The sequence below is a fragment of the Enterobacter cloacae subsp. cloacae ATCC 13047 genome (assembly GCF_000025565.1).
Taxonomy (GTDB): domain Bacteria; phylum Pseudomonadota; class Gammaproteobacteria; order Enterobacterales; family Enterobacteriaceae; genus Enterobacter; species Enterobacter cloacae.
In genome coordinates this window covers 1,401,664-1,422,240 of record NC_014121.1, presented here as the reverse complement: position 1 = coordinate 1,422,240, position 20,577 = coordinate 1,401,664, and the positions used below count along the sequence as shown (strand labels likewise).

The window sequence follows — 20,577 nt, the reverse complement described above, 5'->3', positions numbered from 1 at the left end:
TCACCTCGGATTGGCTGGTGGCGATGTTGGAACGGCAGCCGAAGGAACGGCCCCAGGCTGTTTTAAATCGTCCAGTGACTCATTCTGACTTTCGGCGTTTTCATGCAGGATGGCCTGCTCCGCCTGCTGGTTCAGCACTAAAAGACTGATACGACGGTTGATGGCGTCATCCGGCCCGCGGTCAGAGACACGCATGGTTGCTGCCATGCCGACCACGCGCAGTACCTTGCCATCATCAAGCCCACCCGCCACCAGCTCGCGACGCGAGGCGTTGGCACGATCGGCAGAAAGCTCCCAGTTGCTGTATCCCTTCTCGCCCGTGGCGTACGGGAAGTCATCCGTGTGGCCTGACAGGCTAATGCGGTTTGGAATACCGTTCAGCACCGGCGCAATGGCGCGCAAAATATCGCGCATATAGGGTTCAACCTCGGCGCTACCGGTTTTGAACATCGGGCGGTTCTGGCTATCAATAATCTGGATACGCAGCCCTTCCTGCACCAGATCGATCTTCAGATGCGGTCGCAGCGCGCGCAGTTTCGGGTCCGCTTCAATCAGCTGATCGAGATCGCCGCGCAGTTTCTTCAGACGCGCCTGCTCCATCTTTCTCTTCAGCTCGTCGATGTTCGGCTCTTTTTTCACCTCACCCTGCTTCTGGGTGTAATCATCGCCGCCGCCGGGGATCGGGCTGTCACTGTTAGAGATACGCGGCCCACCGGAGACCGCAGTCGCCAACGGCGTACGGAAGTATTCCGCAATCTGAATCAGCTCTTTCGGGCTGGAGATCGAGATCAACCACATCACCAGAAAGAAGGCCATCATTGCGGTCATAAAATCGGCGTAGGCAATTTTCCAGGAGCCATGCGCACCGTGCCCATGCCCCTTATGCTTGCGCTTTTTTACGATGACGATCGGATGGGACTGGTTTTTCATGCGTCCTCAGTTGTCGTCTGTTGGTTTGGGTTTTTCACCGCACGCACGTGTTCTTCAAGCTCGATAAACGACGGACGCTCGCTGGAGTAAAGCGTTTTACGGCCAAACTCAACCGCGATCGGTGGCGCATAACCGTTGAGGTTAGAGAGCAGCGTAATCTTCACGCACTGCATCATTTTGGTGGTTTCCGCGCTCTTCTGACGCAGAACGCTGGCCAGCGGAGAGATAAAACCATACGCCAGCAAAATACCGAGGAAGGTCCCCACCATGGCGTGGGCAATCAGCGCCCCCAGCTCTGCCGCCGGGCGATCCGCCGAGGCCAGCGCGTGAACAACCCCCATGACCGCCGCCACGATACCGAAGGCCGGCAATGAGTCCCCCACCAGCGCCAGGCTGTTGGCCGGCACTTCGGATTCGCTCTCGTGGGTTTCGATCTCTTCGTCCATCAGCGCTTCAATTTCGAAGGTATTCATATTGCCGCTGATGATCAGGCGCAGGTAATCGACAATGAAATCCAGCATCATGGCATCGGCAAGGATGCGCGGGTAGCTGGCAAAAATCTCGCTCTCTTTCGGGTTTTCGATATCCCGTTCCAGCGAGAACATCCCCTGCTGGCGCGACTTCGCCATCAGGCGATAAAGCAGAGCCAGCAGATCCATATACATGCTTTTGGTGTATTTCGAGCGACGGAACAGCAATGGAATAGCTTTCAGCGTCCCCTTGATCGATTTCCCGTTGTTGCCAACGATAAAAGCCCCTACCCCTGCGCCGCCGATGATAATAAGTTCAGCCGGTTGATAGAGTGCTCCAAGGTGCCCGCCGGTCATCATGTAACCGCCGAAAACTGTACCGAGAACTACCAGGTAACCTAATAAGATAAGCACGACATCATCCTTCCGCTAGTGACTATGGCAAGGACGTTCAGCTCGCAGCGTTTACCGAATCCAGGATAAAAAAAAGCAGCGGTAATGGCTTACCGCTGCTGGAATCTTTCCCACACGTTCGGGTTAAACAGCTTGTTCGATCTGTTCATCCAGCAGTTGTGGAATAATATCGGCAGCATCCCGGGAAAGTTTACGTCTTTTTACTGCACGGGATGGAGGCTGACATAAACTACAGGCGAAGCTGCCTGCAGGCTGATGAGCATGGGTAATGAAATTGCCATCGCAGCAGTTGCAGCGCGACAATTCAAGCATTCCGCTCTCAACAAAACGCACCAGCGTCCATGCGCGGGTCAGCGCCAGCAGGGGACCCTCTTCCTGCTGTGGGCATTGTTCAAGGTAAAGTTTATACGCTTTGATCACGGCATCGACGCCGCTACACAAACCGGTTTTGAGAAGGTACTGCCAGGCATTACAGAACATGGAGGCGTGAATGTTCTGCTCCCAGGTCATAAACCAGTCCGTTGAAAACGGCAACATTCCTTTCGGTGGGGGACTACCACGTAACTCTTTGTACAGTTTGATGAGACGACCACGGCTCAACTGAGTTTCGCTTTCCAGCATTTGTAAACGAGCACCCAGTGTAATCAGCTCCATGGCCAACTGTATGTCACGCGCTTCCTGAACAATGCTTTTCTCGCTCATTTCTACGCTCTTTTTTTACGGGCTGCGTCATCAGGCTGGCTGATTTCGTTGAGCAAGCGGGTGGAGAGAAGAATACCGGTATGGATCTGTTGCAGATCGTCCACACGAGATTCCTGTGTCAGCCGCGTGATAGTCTGAGGATTATCGAAGCGGAACTGGCAAACCAGTTGATTCGTTTCAGCCAGTTTAACCATTTGCGGCAGGGTTAACCCGCCCAGCATGGTTGCCATCTCTTCGTTAATACCTAAACGAAACATCGCGGACGCTTTGTCCTGACTAATCAATCGCTGCGCGAGCAGTAAATATGACAGGTTGATGTCATAGATATGTTTTAGCAACTCGGATGTATGCATTTTTCCCATCCCGAATAACCAACTATTATTTTTATGCGGAAAGACCGCACCCCGTGATGTCGCCGGGAAAACACCCGGTATTTAAAAAAAAGGCTAAATGCATAGTTGAATTTAGGTTTGTATTCTGCAAAACGTGCACCAACGAAGCGCGGATGCGCTTCTTACATGTTTTATCATTTCTTACAAATAACTAAGATTTTTCCTAATTCGACGCAAACTCTACTCGTCAGTTTTGACACATACAATGCAGCCATCCTCAAATTTAAAAAAAATGTGATCCATATCACATAATTTAAGTGAATATCATCCATAAATCCATCAGTGAGCCTTGTAATTTGTTCATTTTTTAACCGATCAAGACCATTTTATATTCTTTATGGACGAATACTCATGCAGAAGTGCGAACAGAAGGCGCATGGCGATTGCTTTTTTGAGCAATAGCGACTACCGCAACAATTCACACGCTATACATCTCAGGGCCACATTTTCATTACCTATGAAAAACATACAGTTATGCTTGAGGGGTGAAAAATTTGTTTCAACGCGTGATCATTCACATTGCGTCTATAACGTTTTAAAACGATTTAACATCACGCGCATCAAAATGTGTGATTTACGTTAAGTTGTTAATTTTTTCATTTGCACGCGGTTTGCCGTTATTCTTCTTATAAGAATAATTAATGAATAATTATGAGAAGCTTCACACTAATGTCGTATTCACCTCTTGCAGAAGTGCTGATTTCGCGGTAATGCTGACACAGACGCGGTTTTCAGACAGCTAAGGAGTGCGTGATGAGTTAGTCCCATCTTCTTGTTTCTGTTGCAGTTTCACCGGAAAGTCACCAACTCGTTGCCCGGGCGGTGTCCATCGCCCGTCCGCATAATGCGCGCATCAGCTTAATTACCCTTGCGGCCGAACCCGAGATGTACAATCAACTGGCAGCCCCCATGCTGGAAGATATTCGTGAGGTGTTACAGGAAGAAACGCAGCAATTTCTGCAGGAGCTGGTGGAGAAAGCGCAATATCCCATTTATCAGACCGTCATTGCGACAGGTGAACTGAATGCGCATATTCTCGACGTATGTCGCAAAGAGAAAATTGATTTAGTGATATGCGGTAATCATAACCAAAGCTTTATTTCACGGGCGGCCTGCGCGGCGAAATCGATAGTCGCCTCAAGCCTGGTTGATGTGCTGTTGGTGCCTCTTGGGGGTCGTTAAACCCCCAGAGGAATATCACGCCAGTTTAGGGAAAGTCGCGATCTTTTTTTGCAGAACGCCTTCATGGCTTTGCGGCTCAATATTACGCAAATCGCGAATAAAACGTGCCTGCCAGTGATTAATATCGTTCTCGCGGATCGTATCCATCATTTCCGCATGACGGGAAATACGCTCCGTCAGCGGCATCGTCAGAGCACGGTTGAGCGCGTTCGCCACATCATCCCGGTCGTAAGGGTTAACGATGAGCGCTGAAGTGAGTTCGTTCGCGGCTCCCGCAAACTGAGAAAGCACCAGCACACCCGGATCGGCCGGATCTTGTGCCGCCACATACTCCTTTGCCACCAGGTTCATCCCGTCGCGCAGCGGTGTTACGAGGCCGACGTCAGCATAGCGGAACACCTTCATCAGGATCTTACGGTCAAAGTGTTGGTTCAGATAAAACAGCGGCGTCCAGCCCAGCTGACCGTAGCGGCCGTTGATGCGCCCTGCTTCCGTCTCCAGTTGATGACGAATATCCTGATAGGCCTGCACTTCCCCACGCGACGTAGGTGCAATCTGCGTATAGCGGATTTTACCGTGGTGCTGCGGATATTTATCCAGCAGCGTTTCATACGCCAGGAAGCGCTCCGGCAGCCCTTTGGAGTAGTCGAGACGCTCCACCGAGAAGATATTCTTCACGTGTTTCAGCTCGTTTTTAAGCTGCGCCAGCTTCGGCGGCAACGGACCAGACGCCTGCTCAGCAATCTCATCCGGTTCTATCCCAATCGGATAGACTTCGGTATGGAACGTTTTACCCCAGGCCGTATGCGTTTTGCCCCCTTTCGTCATCAGGCGTGTTTTGCCCGATACCGAATCCAGGAACGCAATGCGGTCATTCTCAGTCTGGAAGCCCAGCAAATCGTAATCACACAGCGCTTCCAGCAGTTCTTCATGCGGCGGCAGCGCGGTAAAAATTTCCGGTGTCGGGAATGGAATATGGAGGAAGAAGCCGATGCGGTTGTTGACTCCGCGTTTTCGCAGCTCACGGGCGAAGGGAAGCAGATGATAATCGTGGATCCATAAAATATCGTCTTCCTCGATTAAAGGCAGCAGTTTATCCGCCAGCAGCGCATTGACGCGGCTGTAGCCTTCAAACGATTCTCGCTGGAATTTGACCAGGTCCAGACGGTAGTGGAACGCGGGCCACAGCACGGCATTCGAGAACTGGGAGTAGTACTCGTCATAATCTTTCTCTTTCAGGGCGAATGACGCCCAGGTGATGTTGCCGCGCGTCACCTTTTTAAGTGGTTTTTCTTCCTCACTGATGTCACCACTCCAGCCAAACCACAGCCCGCCAGCAGCTTTTAAGGCACCTAATACCCCCACCGCCAGCCCACCTGCACTGGCTTTTTTATCGTCAGGCGGTGCGATACGGTTAGAGACGACGACTAAGCGACCCATAATGGTTTCCCCCTTTGTTTTGCGCTATTTGTTGTTGTTGCTGGTTAGCGATGTCAGATATCCACTGCCAGACGCTGGTCACATTTGCCAGACGCCATTCGGCTTCAGTGTCACCAGGCCCAACCTTCACGGAGATCCCTCCGGCCTGATTCACTACACGAAACCCGGCCTCATCGGTCAGGTCATCCCCAAGAAAAACGGGCGTCCGGCCCCGGAAAGGCGGCGTTGCCATAAACGCGGCGATCGCAGCCCCTTTATTGATCCCTTTCGGTTTAAGCTCCACGACGCATTTACCCGGCTGCAGCGCCAGCTCAGGATGCGCCTGCGCGACCCTGGCGGCGAGCGCAAGCACGGCCTCTTCATGCTGCGGTGCCTGGCGATAGTGCAAGGCAAAGGCCATCCCTTTGGCTTCCAGCTCCGTGCCCGGCAGTTCAGCCAGTGCAGCAGCGAGCTGCGCCTGCAGCTTTTCGATTAATGCATCGGGGAGTGAAACGATGTGCGTGTGATCATGGATGTCGCGGCGCTCCGCTCCGTGTACACCGGCCAGCGGAAAGTGGTAAGGACTGGCGAGCAGATCCAGCTCGGCCATTGAGCGCCCTGATATCAATGCCAGTGCTCCCTCATTCATTTGCGAGAGCTGATGCAAATCCTGTAATACCGCCTCCGGGATAACCACCTGGTCGGGGTGCGGTTTTATCCCGGCGAGCGTGCCGTCGAGATCGAAAAAGAAAGCATAGTGTCCGGGCAGTACAGGCGGTGCGGTTAACAAGTCAGCCACCCTGGTCCTCCTTACGGTTTACGAGAGGTAAACGCCTTTACCTCTTTCATAGCCATGTAAGTATAGACAGTGTGACGTCGCTCGCCATTTGACAACCGCCCCGCCAGCGGAACTGGCGAGGCGGTTCAGGCGTCAACTAAGGTTATAAGTTGAGCAATTAAAAGGCAGGAAGAACGTTACACGGTACGCTTCGCTTTTTGCTTGTAACGGTCGAAAATCACGGCTGCAAGCAGGATCAGGCCACGAACCACATACTGGGAGAACGGCGAAATATTCAGCAGGTTCATGGCGTTCTCTACCGTCCCCAAAATGAGGATACCGGCCACTACATATGAGATTTTTCCGATGCCACCTTTCAGCGAAACCCCGCCCAACACGCAGGCTGAAATGACGATCAGCTCGTACCCAATGGAGGTCATAGGCTGGCCGCTGGTCATGCGCGATGCCAGAATAATCCCCGCTGCCGCCGAGACCAGACCGGAGAGCACAAAGATAATGATCTTAGTGCGCACCACCGGTACACCCGCCAGTCGCGCCGCTTCCTCATTACCGCCGATCGCCAGGGTATTTCGGCCAAACGTGGTGCGGTTAAGCAGGAAGCCGAACAGGATCAGACAGGCCACCGTCAGCCAGATTGGCGCAGGCAAACCCAGCCAGTTCGCATAGCCCAGGGTGAAGAAGCGCTCGTCTTCAATCCCCACCGCTTTACCGTCGGAGATGATATAGGCCAGACCGCGCACAATCTGCATGGTCGCAAGCGTGGTGATCAGGGCGTTAATCTTCAGGCGGGCAATCACAAACCCGTTAACCAGACCGCTGATAACGCCCAGCAGCAGACCCGCCAGCACGCCAATCCACAGGCTTTCGGTCATGTTGATTACCACCGCCGTGGTGACGCCAGCGCAGGCAATGACGGAGGCCACTGACAGGTCGAAATCGCCCGAGGCCAGACAGAACAGCATCCCGCAGGCCACCATACCGGACATGGAAATGGCCAGCCCCAGCCCTTTCATATTAATGAAGGTGGCAAAGTTGGGCACAAAGATCGCGCAGGCGACAAAGAGTGCGGCAAAGACTACCAGCATGCCGTACTGATCCCAGATGCGGCCAAAACTGAAGGCCGATTTCGATTTCGGCGCTCCGGATGTAGTAACAGAGGACATCATTAACTCCTTACTCAGGCGACAGCCTGGCTAACTTTCGGCATGGCGAGACTCAACGCCTGTTGTTCATTCGCCTGTTCATGAAGCAATTCACCGGCGATTTCGCCCTCACGCATCACAACAATGCGGTCGGCCACGCCGAGTACCTCAGGCAGATCGCTGGAGGCGAACAACACCGCCACACCGCGTTTTGCCAGCTCATAGATCACGTTATAAATTTCGTGTTTCGCCCCCACATCGATGCCGCGCGTTGGCTCATCCAGCAAAATGACCTTCATATCCTCCGACAGCCAGCGGCCTAAAATCGCCTTCTGCTGGTTACCGCCGGAGAGATTCATGATCAGCTGTTCCGGGCCCGGGGTTTTGATGTTCAGCGAACGGATATGGTGGTCGGCGTTGCTCTCCTCCCAGCCGTCGTTGATCAGGCAACCGGCGCGAATAAACTTCCGCCGCGCGGAAATATTGATGTTGTCACGTACCGAGTGCACCGGAATAATGCCCTCCGCTTTGCGGTCTTCCGGGCAGAGCATCATCCCGGCCTGGATGGCATGTGCGGGCTTCTGGATATCGACCCGCTGCCCGTCAATGGATACCTGCCCTTCGGTGATGCGCGTACCGCCAAACAGGCCTTTCATTAACTCGCTACGCCCTGCGCCCACCAGACCAAACAGCCCGACAATCTCCCCGCTGCGCACCGAGAGCGAGATCGGCGTTCGCACACCCGGCGCTTTAACGTTTTCCAGCTTCAGGCGCTCAGGGCCGTATTCGCGTGGCTGCCAGTGATAGATATCTCCCAGCTCGCGGCCAACCATCGCCTGAACGAGCTGGTCATGATTTACCTGCTCCATATCGGTAAAGGTGCGCACGTACCGGCCATCTTTAAAGACGGTGATTGCATCGCTTAAGGCAAAAATCTCTTCCATACGGTGCGAAACATACAAAATAATGCGGCCTTCTTTACGCAGCTCGCGGATCACCCGGAACAGGTTTTCGATTTCACGCGCGGAAAGCGAGCTTGTCGGTTCGTCGAAGGCAATGATCTTGGCGTTACGCGCCAGCGCCTTGGCAATTTCAACCATCTGCCACTGGCCGATGGAGAGATACTTCAGAGGTGTCTGGGGATCGACATCCAGACCCAGATGTTTCAGCTGCAGCCCCGCTTCGTAATTAAGTAGCGACCGGTTTACCACGCCGCTTTTGTGCGGGAGCTGGCCTAAATAGATGTTTTCCGCCACCGTCATCTCAGGGATCAAATGCAGTTCCTGATAGATGATGGCCACCCCGGCGTTGAGCGCAGCGGTGGTATCAGCAAACGCCACCTCTTCGCCGCGAATGGCCAGCGTGCCGGTGGTTGGCGTGTAGTTGCCGCTGAGGATTTTCAACAGCGTGGATTTTCCGGCGCCGTTTTCGCCCATCAGGGCGTGAACCTGACCGGCATAGCAGTCGAAGCTGATATCGGTCAGCGCGTTAACACCGGGAAAGGTTTTCCCGATACCGCGAAAAGAGAGATACGGATCAGACTGTCGCATAACGTCTCCGTGATTCCTGTAGTGTGTACGTCTGGCCCCTCGCGGTTCGCGAGGGGCACAATCACCGCGTATTACTTACCGCCCAGTCCTTTTTTCGCCAGCTCCTCTTTGAAGTTGTCGCGGGTGATCAGCACCACGTCGGTCACTTCAGTAAACTTCGGCGGTTCCACCCCTTTGGTAACCCAGTTGTAGAGCATTTCGCTGGATTTATAGCCGTGCACGTCCGGGCTTGGCAGCAGTGAGCCGTAGAAGCCCGTCGCTTGCGCTTTAGAGAGCTCACTCACCGCGTCAACGCCGTTGATGCCGATACCGATCACATCAGGCGCTTTGAAGCCCTGACCTTCCGTTGCGCGTACACCGCCCAGGACGGTGTTATCGTTCATGCCGACCACCAGCCAGTGCTTCACCTCTGGATGTTGAACCAGCATGGAGTTGGCGGCGTCGAAGGCCCCCGGAATGTCGTTGGATTTTGTCGGCACTTTATAGATCTGTTTTTCCGGGAAGCCGGCCGCTTTCAGCGCGTCCATTGACCCGGTGGTACGACGGCGGGCGGTATCGAGCTCGTCGGCGGTGATAGCCATCACGGCGGTATCTTTCACATCCCAGCCGCGTTTCTGCATCTCTTTATAGAGTTCCTGGCCCTGACGTTCGCCAATTTTGGTGGCCGCCATCATCACCAGCGGCACGCTGTCCATCGGTTTGCCCTTGGCGTTGACGAACTGATCGTCAACTGCAATAACCTTCATGTCGTAACCGCGCGCTTTGGCTGCAATTGCAGAGCCCAGTTTGGGATCCGGCGTACAGATAACGAACCCTTTCGCCCCGCTGGCCGCCAGGCTGTCGATAGCGTTCAGCGTTTTTTCACCGTCAGGCACGGCGATTTTAATGACTTCAAAACCTAAATCTTTCCCGGCCTTATCGGCGAATTTCCATTCGGTCTGGAACCAGGGTTCTTCCGGCTGTTTTACCAAAAAACCGAGTTTTAAATTCTCAGCGATAGCGGATTGTGACATAACGGCAGCCAGACCGATGGCCGCCAGCGCTTTAGTAAATTTGTGCATGGTAAACTCCAGCATTAGCGTTCTTTTCTGTAGGGAATATTTGCGTACTTCTTATTTAATCGGACTTAAAACAAGGCATTAGCGCTTACCTCGTCATAAGCGTTAGTGCTGGTGATAGTTTTAGCGGGAAATTAATCATCCATAAGAGAGCGCCATCACACCGCAGAATTACAGTAATTGCGTACATAAATTCAGCGAAAAATGACATAAAAACGGCAGTATTTGTCGGACAAATGAAACCGAGATAAGCAGAATTATCCATAAGATCAGCTAAGAAATCCCTGATACCCAAACCCCCGCGGTCCGGGCGCGATCGCGGTACGGCGTGGCTTTGTTGAATAAATCGAACTTTTGCTGAGTTGAAGGATCAGATCACGTATCTTCCCGACAACGCAGACCGTTCCGTGGCAAAGCAAAAGTTCAAAATCACCAACTGGCCCACCTACAATAAAGCCCTCATCAACCGTGGCTCCATAACTTTCTGGCTGGATGATGAAGCTATTCAGGCCTGGTATGAGTCAGCAACACCTTCTTCACGAGGCAGACCTCAGCGCTATTCTGACCTTGCCATCACTACTGTGCTGGTCATTAAACGCGTATTCAGGCTGACCCTGCGGGCTGCGCAGGGCTTTATTGATTCCATTTTTTCTCTGATGAACGTTCCGCTACGCTGCCCGGATTACAGCTGTGTCAGCAGGCGGGCAAAGTCGGTTAATGTCAGTTTCAAAACGCCCACCCGGGGTGAAATCGCACACCTGGTAATTGATTCCACCGGGCTGAAGGTCTTCGGTGAAGGCGAGTGGAAAGTCAAAAAGCATGGCCAGGAACGCCGCCGTATCTGGCGTAAGCTGCATCTCGCCGTTGACAGTAAAACACATGAAATCATCTGCGCTGACCTGTCGCTGAACAACGTTACGGACTCAGAGGCCTTCCCCGGGTTAATCCGGCAAACCCACCGGAAAATCAGGTCAGCCGCCGCCGATGGCGCTTACGATACCCGGCTATGTCACGATGAACTGCGGCGTAAGAAAATCAGCGCGCTTATCCCTCCCCGAAAAGGTGCGGGTTACTGGCCCGGTGAATATGCAGACCGTAACCGTGCAGTGGCTAATCAGCGAATGACCGGGAGTAATGCGCGGTGGAAATGGACAACAGATTACAACCGTCGCTCGATAGCGGAAACGGCGATGTACCGGGTAAAACAGCTGTTCGGGGGTTCACTGACGCTGCGTGACTACGATGGTCAGGTTGCGGAGGCTATGGCCCTGGTACGAGCGCTGAACAAAATGACGAAAGCAGGTATACCTGAAAGCGTGCGTATTGCCTGAAAACACAACCCGCTACGGGGGAGACTTACCCGAAATCTGATTTATTCAACAAAGCCGTACGGCGTTACCATCATCGGGAACTGTGTAGGACTGGCGTTGCCGCAAAATATATTTTATGGCGTTTTTCTGCGAAAATTGATTTAGCGCAATTTAGTCGGCGCACCATATATTTGAAATAGTTAATCCTGAATTAACGATTTCTCAGAGAATTATTCCGGATCACTATTCCCAGTGGGTAAATATCGATATTAAAATAGGTAAAAACCAGTAATTTCAAGGCATTAGATAAATCTTATTTTATAACAACATGTTGTTATTTTTGTACTATATTAAATTTTTTAATGTATGGTAAAACGCACCAATTAAGAGTTTTCTTAAACACCGAGCAGGGGTATGCTTATTTATATCGAACACAGGAAGTGATTATTCGGTCGACTTTTGTCACTGCAGAAATGCTTTTCTGCCACTTACTCGTCTTAACCTGCCCGTTCAGGTTTTGTTACGGACATCACACTAACAGTCTATAAGGATATTGGTATGACTACCCAAACGATGATGCAAAAACTCAATGCGCAGATGAACCTGGAGTTCTATGCGTCGAATCTGCACCTCCATTTGAGCGAGTGGTGTTCTGAGAACCGTCTCAACGGTACCGCCATTTTTTTTCGTACCCAGGCACAAAGTAACGTCACCCATATGATGCGCGTCTTTAACTTTTTGAAAGGCGCAGGGGCAAATCCTATCGTCAAAGCCCCGGATGCAATTAATGGGCACTACTCCTCGCTGGAGGAGTTATTCAGGAAAACACTTGAAGAGTATGAGCAACGCTGCGCCACGCTGAATAAACTGGCGGATGAAGCCAGGGCTCAGCATGACAGCGCAACACTGCAGTTCCTGCGCGATATGGACAAAGAGCAGCAGCAGGACGGCATTTTGCTTAAAGCACTGGCGGATGAGCTCCGCAACGCGCAGCAGTCCGGGTTATGCCCGGAACAGACCGACCGTCACCTGCTCGATCTGGTGACAGTGCAGCACCACTAAGCTTTTCGCCTGCTCCCGTTCGGGAGTGGGCCTCTTTTTCACAGCCAACCTCCTGCTTTTTAAAAGATTTAACAAATCAGATCTCGCTCTCAATGATTATCCCTACAACATGTAATGATTTATTTAATTACATAATTAATGACGAGGGAGCATCATGATCACCATTGAGTTTATTGTCATCCTCCTGTGCCTGCTGACAGGCACGCGTTTTGGCGGGATGGGACTGGGGCTGATAAGCGGTATCGGTCTGTTTATTTTGACGTTTATCTTTGGTCTGCAGCCCGGTAAACCGCCGGTTGATGTGATGCTGACTATCCTCGCTGTGATCGGGTGTGCGGCCACCCTGCAGACGGCAGGCGGGCTGAATGTGATGATGCAATTTGCCGAGCGCCTGCTGCGCAAGCATCCTCAGCACATCACCCTCCTCGCCCCCTTTACCACCTGGATGCTGACCTTTCTCTGCGGTACCGGCCATGTGGTGTACACCATGTTCCCGATTATTGCCGATATCGCCCTGAAAAAAGGGATCCGCCCGGAACGTCCGATGGCCGTGGCGTCGGTGGCATCGCAAATGGCGATCACCGCCTCCCCGGTCTCCGTTGCCGTGGTGTCGCTGATTTCCATTCTGGCCGCCCAGCACGGCATTGGACACGCGTGGGGGATCCTCGAAATTCTCGCCGTGTCGGTTCCCGCCTCGCTGTTCGGTGTGACCATTGCCGCCCTGTGGAGTTTACGCCGCGGGAAAGATTTAGCCGATGACATGGAATTCCAGGAAAAGCTGAAAGATCCAAAACAGCGCGAGTTTATCTACGGCGGAACCGAGACGTTGATGAACCAACGTTTTCCGAAACAGGCCTACTGGTCAACGTGGATTTTCTTCGCCGGGATCGCGGTGGTGGTGCTGCTCGGGGCATTGCCTGAACTGCGTCCGGCGTTTGAGGTGAAAGGCAAAATGACGGCGCTGTCGATGAACCTTGTCATTCAGATGATGATGCTCATTGCGGGTGCGGTGATGCTGGTCACCTGCAAGGTCAATGCGGCGACCATTTCTAACGGCGCGGTCTTTAAAGCCGGAATGGTGGCGATTTTCTCGGTGTTCGGCGTCGCGTGGATGAGCGATACCTTTTTCCAGGCGCATCTCGACGAGCTAAAACTGGCGCTGGAAGGGGTCGTGAAAAGCCATCCGTGGACCTACGCCATCGTGCTTTTCCTGGTCTCTAAACTGGTGAACAGCCAGGCGGCAGCGCTGACGGCCGTGGCGCCGATGGGGTTAATGCTGGGTATCGATCCGAAAATGTTGATCGCTTTCTTCCCGGCGTCGTATGGCTATTTTGTTCTGCCCACCTACCCAAGCGATTTGGCCTGCATCGGGTTTGACCGTTCAGGGACAACTCGTATCGGCAAATTTATTATCAACCACAGCTTTATTCTACCTGGGATAATTGGCGTGAGCTGTGCGTGCGCGGCGAGTTATCTGCTGGTACAGACCTTCTTTTAAACGCTTTCGGGCGACAGGCACTGTCGCCCTTCTCACGTTGCGCGCTATCAGTGAGATTCACCCTGCGGCGTGAATCTCAGCTCAATCAGCGCGATGGCTTTCTGGATCGCCCGAAGCGTAACCGGGTCAGCCGCAGCGGGATGGCTGGAAAAATCGATGTTTTTCAGCTGGGTAGACATCTTCTCGCGCACTTCCACCGGCGCGATAACATCTAAGACATCAAGGATCTGTTTGATGACCAGCTGGCATGCGACAACATCAGATACCAGTTCCTGATCGGCGCTCAGGTTTTGAGGCATGGGGGTTTCTCCTTATTCAAAGGCCGCCATAGTAACAAAACACGCCCCCTTTCATCTCCCTTCTGGTGGTTGCAGGCATAAAAAAACCTGCCGAAGCAGGTTTTTTTATCAGAACATCGCGCCAGGCGGCACGTCTTTGAAGGTGTTGCAGTAGTTAGCCCACATGCTTTTGAGGATTTTGCGCAGTTTCATTGTGATGCTCCATTAACTTGTTATACAACTTTATCGTCAATGTGCCTATAATATGACCACCATCACAAAAATCAATATTTTTGTGACTCACATCACAATTTTTTCTGTATTCAACTACGCGTGTTAGCCGACAATCTCGCGCACGAAAGCCTCGATCTCTTTGTCCTGGCAGTTTTCAAAGAAGCACTGCTGGAAGCGCTGGCCGGAAACGGCGGTTTTTACCAGCTCAGGATCGATTGCCCGCAGCGTGTCCAGATAGTTCTCTTTGACCACAGCCGCTTTCACCTGATTCAGGATCCCCGCATTACGTACCTGAGGCTCTTTGCGCTCTGGCGGATAACCTTCTCCCTTGCGGCCGGTGAACGCTTTTTCGAAAATAAAGCGAACGTTCAGCTCTGCGCCCCAGCCGAAGCCTTTGGCAAACGGCAGGGCAAGCGCGTTACCGTTGTTTATCTGGGCGAAGAGAAACGCATCTGCAGGGTCGATACAGTAACCGCAGATCACGCCCGGGTGGATGTTCAGCGACATCAACGCCCCCTGGCCCGTTCCACACCCAGTCACCACAAAATCAACGGCCTTCGCATTGAGCAAAATGCTCGCCATGATCCCCAGATGGATATAGGTCAGATGATGGTCGTTCTCATCGCTCATGCCAACGTTATACACCGGGAACCCTTTTTCATCGGCGACCGTTTTTAACTCTTTCAGAATCACTGGATTTTTTGCGGCCTGGCTGTTTTCCATCATCAGTGCGATTTTCATTGTCTCTCTCCTGAATGCGTTGCGGGCGAGCCCATCATGGATACCTTTTCATCTTCACCCTACTATCACACAAACGCACTTTCAAATTAAATGAAAGATTGTTTTAAAAAACCAAAGGGGACTCACATTTTTGTTGATGACAGGTCTGAGCCCGGCCCGTTGCAAAGAGAAAGGGCAGATTGTCCGGCTATTCAGGGCATTGCGGCGGACAGCGAGCGGTACGATAACGTATTTCCCTCCACTCAGAGCGAACCATGAAAAGAGTCTTCGTTGTCGGCACGGTCCTGCTGCTCGCGGGATGTAGCATCAACCGCCAGGCACAGGTGAGCAGTCTGGATGCGCCAAATGGCATAGTCCGCCTTGACTATGGTCAGGCCGCCCTGCAAAACGCCTGGTCTGATGAATATGTGAATAACGGCACCGCAACCAAAGCGTGCCAGGGCATGGGATATGCCACCGCCTCCTCCTATGGGCAGCCCATTAAAACCTGCACCCTGATTAGCGGCTCACTGTGTCTGAACGAGAGCGTGACCATTCAGTACAAATGCATGGGTTATGCTGTTAAACCGGCCACCAGTAATCCGTGGTATTAATCTGCGCTGCCAGTTTTGGCTGGCAGCTCGTTAAAATAAATAATTCTCATTTATAAATATAAATATCGCCAATGCGTTTTATTCCCATTCGTATTTTTAAATAAACAAATATTTATTTTACGTTTTGCATATAATTAAATAACAAATTATAGTGTCGCTCATTGTGAACCAGAAATAATAAACCGGAGCGTCACCATGCTGAAAACTGAAATGATCGACAAGCTCAATGCACAAATGAATCTTGAGCTTTTTTCCTCCCTGCTCTACCAGCAGATGAGTGCCTGGTGCAGCTATCACAGCTTTGAAGGTGCCGCCGCGTTCCTGCGTCGTCACGCTCAGGAAGAGATGACCCACATGCAGCGTCTCTTTGATTATCTGACAGATACCGGCAGCCTGCCGCGCATTGATAACGTGGCATCACCGTTTGCGGAGTATGGCTCACTTGATGAACTCTTCCGCGCTACCTACGAGCACGAGCAGCTGATCACCCAGAAAATTAACGAACTGGTGCATGCGGCAATGACCAGCCAGGATTATCCAACCTTTAATTTCCTGCAGTGGTATGTGGCCGAACAACACGAAGAAGAGAAACTGTTTAAATCGGTTCTGGATAAATTATCGCTGGCCGGTAAAACCGGTGAAGGTCTTTACTTTATTGATAAAGAACTCTCTACGCTTGATACCCAGAATTAATATCGATACGGCGCTGACTTTCAGCGCCATATTTTTTTACATGCAACCTGCGCAACTGGTACAGCGCCAGTCATGCGGATTTACGGCCTGGAAAAAGTACCGGTAGTTTGCCGCCTCAAGCGGGATCCCGGCGTCGAAGAATAAATCCGTCAGCCAGTCCACGTTTTCGATTATCCACTCATCCTCTTTTAACCCCTGTGCAAAGGTCTCATCCTCAGGATCGATAATCGAATAAATCGCCCAGGTGCCCATATCCTTTTCACGTCGGGATTCCGGCAACGTCAGCGCCGTATTCTGCCAGCTGATGATCCAGTGGCCGTGACATAGCAAATTGCCTCCCCGGCTCCAGGCCGCTGTGAATGGATTTTCCCCCGCCATCAGACCCTCATTTTATTTTATGTTTTGCAATTTTTGTTTAAATTACGCCTGATTTTCACGCGATCCTATTGTCCTTATGAAGTAGCCTTACACCTCCGAAGGATCAGAGAGTTACCTGAAGAGCCTCGCTCGGCCAGAATCGTAAAGTTAAAGTTACACTTCTTGTAACGGTGATTTGACGAAATACGGCTTTTCCCTTACTCTGCGCCGCAGATTTTGTCGCGATCGTGAAGCGTTGTAGAGGAAAGCGTGAAAAACAGAACCCTGGGAAGTATTTTTATCGTCGCCGGAACGACGATTGGCGCAGGAATGCTGGCGATGCCGCTGGCCGCCGCGGGCGTCGGATTTGGCATGACATTACTGCTACTGGGTACGCTCTGGGCATTAATGTGTTACACCGCGCTGTTGCTGCTTGAGGTTTATCAGCACGTCCCCGCCGATACCGGGCTGGGTTCGCTTGCGGCACGCTATCTGGGCCGTTACGGACAGTGGGTGACCGGCTTTAGCATGATGTTTCTGATGTACGCCCTGACCGCTGCGTATATCAGCGGTGCCGGGGAATTGATCGCTTCCAGCGTCAACGACGGGTTCGGTGCTGACATTACGCCAGCGAAGGGGGCCATCTTCTTTACGCTCATCGGCGGCGGCGTAGTCTGTGTAGGTACCTCGCTGGTCGATCTGTTTAACCGATTTTTATTCAGCGCCAAAATTCTTTTTCTGATTGTGATGCTGGTTCTGCTGGCACCGCATGTTCATAAGGTTAACCTGCTGACGCTGCCGCTGGAAAAAGGCCTGGCGCTTTCCGCGATCCCGGTCATTTTTACCTCATTTGGCTTCCACGGCAGTGTGCCAAGCATTGTCAGCTACATGAACGGTGATATTCGCAAGCTTCGCCGCGTGTTTGTTATCGGTAGCGCCATCCCGCTGATTGCCTACATTTTCTGGCAGCTGGTGACGCTGGGCAGTATCGACTCCTCCACCTTTATTGGCTTGATGGCGGAACACGCCGGTCTGAACGGTTTCTTGCTGGCGCTGCGTGAAGTGGTAACTTCTCCACACGTTGAGCTGGCGGTGCATCTGTTTGCCGATCTGGCGCTGGCCACCTCCTTCCTGGGCGTGGCGCTCGGTCTGTTTGATTATCTGGCAGATCTGTTCCAGCGTCGCAATTCCGTCACCGGCCGCTTACAGACAGGGGCGATCACCTTCCTGCCTCCGCTGGCCTTTGCCCTCTTCTACCCGCGCGGGTTTGTCATGGCGCTGGGGTATGCGGGGGTGGCGCTATCCATTCTTGCCCTGCTGCTCCCTTCTCTGCTGGCGTGGAAGAGCCGCCAACAGCATGCCCGGCAAGGGTACCGGGTGGCAGGTGGAAAACCGCTGCTGTGCATTGTGTTTGCCTGCGGGGTCGTCATTATTCTGGTGCAATTTTTGATTGCGGCGGGAATGCTGCCGGAAGTGGGGTAAAAAAAGGGGCTATCGACAGCCCCTTTTTTATCAGTGTAAGCAACAGCTCTTAAACTTCTTCCCGCTGCCGCACGGACACGGATCGTTACGCCCGACCTTTGTGCCGTTAACAATCGGTTTCTTCGCTTCCGGTTGCTGTGGGTTAGCAGACCAGTAGTCGTATAAGCGCAGCGCCGCTGGCTGGATACGCTCAATGCTGGCGATGTACTCCTCTTCGCTCAGCGCGTCCAGCTTCTCGCTGTTCTCTTCTGAGCCGTGAAGCGCGATGACATCCAGATCCGCTTTCAGCTCTTCTGGCAGTGCAGACCAGTCGGTCAGCGACACGCCGCGCATATAGCCATAACACCACTCTTCCACAACGGTGTAGCTCTGGCCGTCCACGTCGTTATAACCAAACATCGGCTCAAACTGATCCGGGTATTCGCTCAGGCGCTCAGCAATGTCGTTCATATGCTTAAAGCAGAGATCGATAAAACGGTTCATTTCTCGATCGTTTTTCCAGCGCGGGATATATTTCTCGCCGCCCCATACCGCCACCAGCCAGGTGTCTGGCTCGACAACCACGGGGCCGGAAAGCACTGCCGTAAGCATGCCGTCCAGTTCGGACACGTCAATCACGGACGCATCGTCATGACCGTAAGACATTAACGTCTCTTCCAGCCACGCCATTTCGCTTTCATTTAATGGGCCTTCAGTCATTGCTGACACTCCTGATCAAAAAGGAAAGGATCCTAGCACATATCGTACGCCTTTCCCGGCGGAAGTTACGGGAATTATTGCTGCAAAAACGTGCAAATCGTGACCCTTGCACAACTTATGGGCTTTATTGTTAACGAGATGTGATCTCCGCTGTAATTTCAGTGCGTCCCGCAAGGCTGCGTACAACGGCGCTCTATACTCAACATGTCGCAACGCCGTCAACAGGTTAACCATTCTGGCAACGATTTTGCTTAATCTTCAGCACGCGACACTGCGCATGGAAACCTCGCCGTATTAAGCAGGATGCTGACCGTATCTTGTTCGTAACATCATTTTTCTCGCTCGTGTTTTTGATTGGCTGCGCCGCCGGGCGTTCGGGTTTACACCGTGGTGCAAAAACCTCATTGCTAAGGAACACAATAATGTCGCTGAAATTAATCAGAACTCCTCTTTCTCTTTTGTTGGCCGGTTGTCTGGTGACGGCATTTTCCGCCCGGGCAGATATTGTCATTGGCGTGGCCGGGCCATTTACAGGCCCCAATGCCACCTACGGCGATCAGTACTGGCATGGCGCAACACAGGCAGCAGAGGACATTAACGCCGCAGGCGGGATCAACGGTGAAAAAATTAAGCTGGTTCAGGGAGATGATGCCTGCGAGCCCAAGCAGGCCGTTGCCGTCGCCAACCGTTTAGTCGACCAGGATAAGGTCAACGCGGTGGTCGGTCATTTCTGCTCCTCGTCCACCATGCCCGCCTCTGAGGTGTACAGCGACGCGGGGATCATCGCCATCACGCCTGGCTCCACCAACCCGCAGATTACCGAGCGCGGCATGAGCGATATGTTCCGCATGTGCGGCCGCGATGACCAGCAGGGTCAGGTCGCCAGCGATTTCATTATCGACAAGCTGAAAGCCAAACGGGTGGTGATCATTCACGACAAAGACACCTACGGTCAGGGGCTGGCGGACGCCACCAAAGCCGCACTGGCAAAACGCGGCGTGCAGGACGTGATGTACGAAGGGTTATCCCGCGGTGAAAAAGACTTTAACGCCCTGGTCACCAAAATTGGGGCGCAAAAACCGGATGTCGTCTTCTTCGGGGGCTGTCACCCTGAAGCCGGCCCGCTGGTTCGCCAGATGCGTGAACAGGGCGTGCAGGCAAAATTCTTCTCCGGCGACTGTATTGTCAACGAAGAGATGGTGACCGCGGCGGGAGGACCGCAATATACCAACGGCATTTATATGACCTTCGGTAAAGATCCGCGCCTGATCCCGGACGGTAAAGCGGTAATTGAGAAATTCCGCGCCGGTAAATTCGAACCGGAAGGATACACCCTCTACTCCTATGCCTCCGTGCAGGCTATCGCTGCGGCATTCAAGGCGACGGGCGGCAAGGACTCAGCCAAAGCCAGCGAATGGCTGAAGGCTAATTCCGTCGATACGGTGATGGGCAAAAAAGCCTGGGACAGCAAAGGCGATCTGAAAGTCTCTGACTACGTGGTGTATCAATGGGACGACAAAGGAAAGTATAAGGAAGTGCCGTAACGGGACGGAGTCACGCTCAACGTCGGCA

Annotated in this window: 21 protein-coding genes and 1 pseudogene; 8 read left to right on the top strand and 14 right to left on the bottom strand. The window is 52.6% G+C overall.

The annotated features are described in order from the left end of the window. The 4 genes from motB to flhD form a co-directional block, all read right to left on the bottom strand. Complete coding sequence (gene motB, locus ECL_RS06915; RefSeq protein ID WP_013096052.1) at positions 1–930, bottom strand: flagellar motor protein MotB; 930 nt, start codon at positions 928–930, stop codon at positions 1–3. Further along, positions 927–1,814, bottom strand: a complete 888-nt coding sequence (motA, locus tag ECL_RS06910; protein WP_008500417.1) for a flagellar motor stator protein MotA — start codon at positions 1,812–1,814, stop codon at positions 927–929. The genes motB and motA overlap by 4 nt, the downstream gene beginning before the upstream one ends. Positions 1,815–1,937: 123 nt before the next feature. Further along, positions 1,938–2,516, bottom strand: a complete 579-nt coding sequence (gene flhC, locus ECL_RS06905) for a flagellar transcriptional regulator FlhC (RefSeq protein ID WP_013096051.1) — start codon at positions 2,514–2,516, stop codon at positions 1,938–1,940. A 2-nt stretch (positions 2,517–2,518) separates the two neighbouring features. Continuing rightward, positions 2,519–2,869: a flagellar transcriptional regulator FlhD gene (gene flhD, locus ECL_RS06900; protein WP_013096050.1), complete on the bottom strand. Its 351-nt coding sequence runs from the start codon at positions 2,867–2,869 to the stop codon at positions 2,519–2,521. Positions 2,870–3,670: 801 nt separating this feature from the next. On the opposite strand from flhD, the pseudogene uspC reads away from it, so the two are divergent. Then, positions 3,671–4,090 (top strand): annotated as a pseudogene (gene uspC / locus ECL_RS06895) (universal stress protein UspC); the annotation flags it as partial. A gap of 15 nt (positions 4,091–4,105) precedes the next feature. Here uspC and otsA read toward each other — a convergent pair. From otsA to araF, 5 genes are all read right to left on the bottom strand, one after another. Continuing rightward, entirely contained in the window at positions 4,106–5,530 is a 1,425-nt protein-coding gene (gene otsA / locus ECL_RS06890; protein ID WP_013096048.1) for an alpha,alpha-trehalose-phosphate synthase, read from the bottom strand. Then, positions 5,505–6,308: a trehalose-phosphatase gene (gene otsB / locus ECL_RS06885; protein ID WP_013096047.1), complete on the bottom strand. Its 804-nt coding sequence runs from the start codon at positions 6,306–6,308 to the stop codon at positions 5,505–5,507. The genes otsA and otsB overlap by 26 nt, the downstream gene beginning before the upstream one ends. Before the next feature lie 176 nt (positions 6,309–6,484). Continuing rightward, positions 6,485–7,471 carry an L-arabinose ABC transporter permease AraH gene (araH, locus tag ECL_RS06880; protein WP_013096046.1) on the bottom strand — a complete coding sequence of 329 codons (987 nt, stop codon included), beginning with the start codon at positions 7,469–7,471 and terminating at the stop codon, positions 6,485–6,487. Positions 7,472–7,485: 14 nt separating this feature from the next. Next, on the bottom strand, positions 7,486–9,000 hold the full coding sequence (gene araG / locus ECL_RS06875; protein WP_013096045.1) for an L-arabinose ABC transporter ATP-binding protein AraG: 1,515 nt from the start codon (positions 8,998–9,000) through the stop codon (positions 7,486–7,488). Between the two features lie 71 nt (positions 9,001–9,071). Continuing rightward, positions 9,072–10,061 (bottom strand): arabinose ABC transporter substrate-binding protein AraF, encoded by a 990-nt coding sequence (araF, locus tag ECL_RS06870; RefSeq protein WP_028027935.1) that lies wholly within the window; start codon positions 10,059–10,061, stop codon positions 9,072–9,074. Positions 10,062–10,420: 359 nt separating this feature from the next. Here araF and ECL_RS06865 point away from each other — a divergent pair, with 359 nt between their 5' ends. The 3 genes from ECL_RS06865 to ECL_RS06855 all read left to right on the top strand — a co-directional run bounded on the left by ECL_RS06865 (position 10,421) and on the right by ECL_RS06855 (position 13,928). Continuing rightward, positions 10,421–11,389, top strand: coding sequence for an IS5-like element IS903B family transposase (locus ECL_RS06865; RefSeq protein WP_013087110.1), 969 nt, complete (start codon positions 10,421–10,423; stop codon positions 11,387–11,389). A gap of 537 nt (positions 11,390–11,926) precedes the next feature. Then, entirely contained in the window at positions 11,927–12,430 is a 504-nt protein-coding gene (locus ECL_RS06860; RefSeq protein WP_013096043.1) for a non-heme ferritin-like protein, read from the top strand. 154 nt (positions 12,431–12,584) lie between these two features. Beyond that, positions 12,585–13,928 carry an anaerobic C4-dicarboxylate transporter gene (locus ECL_RS06855; RefSeq protein WP_013096042.1) on the top strand — a complete coding sequence of 448 codons (1,344 nt, stop codon included), beginning with the start codon at positions 12,585–12,587 and terminating at the stop codon, positions 13,926–13,928. Between the two features lie 47 nt (positions 13,929–13,975). On the opposite strand, the gene ECL_RS06850 is transcribed toward ECL_RS06855, so the two are convergent. The 3 genes from ECL_RS06850 to ECL_RS06840 form a co-directional block, all read right to left on the bottom strand. Beyond that, positions 13,976–14,227 (bottom strand): DUF2766 family protein, encoded by a 252-nt coding sequence (locus tag ECL_RS06850; protein WP_013096041.1) that lies wholly within the window; start codon positions 14,225–14,227, stop codon positions 13,976–13,978. A 108-nt stretch (positions 14,228–14,335) separates the two neighbouring features. After that, positions 14,336–14,419, bottom strand: a complete 84-nt coding sequence (gene azuC / locus ECL_RS06845) for a stress response protein AzuC (protein ID WP_014832437.1) — start codon at positions 14,417–14,419, stop codon at positions 14,336–14,338. Positions 14,420–14,542: 123 nt separating this feature from the next. Further along, complete coding sequence (locus tag ECL_RS06840; RefSeq protein WP_013096040.1) at positions 14,543–15,181, bottom strand: RpiB/LacA/LacB family sugar-phosphate isomerase; 639 nt, start codon at positions 15,179–15,181, stop codon at positions 14,543–14,545. A gap of 254 nt (positions 15,182–15,435) precedes the next feature. Here ECL_RS06840 and yecR point away from each other — a divergent pair, with 254 nt between their 5' ends. Both yecR and ftnA read left to right on the top strand, forming a co-directional pair. After that, on the top strand, positions 15,436–15,774 hold the full coding sequence (yecR, locus tag ECL_RS06835; RefSeq protein ID WP_013096039.1) for a YecR family lipoprotein: 339 nt from the start codon (positions 15,436–15,438) through the stop codon (positions 15,772–15,774). 195 nt (positions 15,775–15,969) lie between these two features. Continuing rightward, the gene (gene ftnA / locus ECL_RS06830; protein WP_013096038.1) at positions 15,970–16,467 is read left to right on the top strand and encodes a non-heme ferritin; all 498 of its coding nucleotides are present in this window, start codon (positions 15,970–15,972) and stop codon (positions 16,465–16,467) included. Between the two features lie 36 nt (positions 16,468–16,503). On the opposite strand, the gene ECL_RS06825 is transcribed toward ftnA, so the two are convergent. Next, a complete protein-coding gene (locus ECL_RS06825) occupies positions 16,504–16,845 on the bottom strand; it encodes a hypothetical protein (protein ID WP_013096037.1) in 342 nt (113 codons plus the stop codon). A 249-nt stretch (positions 16,846–17,094) separates the two neighbouring features. Between ECL_RS06825 and tyrP the strand changes: the two genes are divergently transcribed. Further along, entirely contained in the window at positions 17,095–18,306 is a 1,212-nt protein-coding gene (gene tyrP / locus ECL_RS06820) for a tyrosine transporter TyrP (RefSeq protein WP_013096036.1), read from the top strand. A gap of 30 nt (positions 18,307–18,336) precedes the next feature. Here the strand turns inward: tyrP and ECL_RS06815 are convergent, their stop codons facing one another. Next, positions 18,337–19,005 carry a YecA/YgfB family protein gene (locus tag ECL_RS06815; protein ID WP_013096035.1) on the bottom strand — a complete coding sequence of 223 codons (669 nt, stop codon included), beginning with the start codon at positions 19,003–19,005 and terminating at the stop codon, positions 18,337–18,339. A 422-nt stretch (positions 19,006–19,427) separates the two neighbouring features. On the opposite strand from ECL_RS06815, the gene ECL_RS06810 reads away from it, so the two are divergent. Further along, a complete protein-coding gene (locus ECL_RS06810; protein WP_013096034.1) occupies positions 19,428–20,549 on the top strand; it encodes a branched-chain amino acid ABC transporter substrate-binding protein in 1,122 nt (373 codons plus the stop codon). Positions 20,550–20,577: the final 28 nt, after the last annotated feature.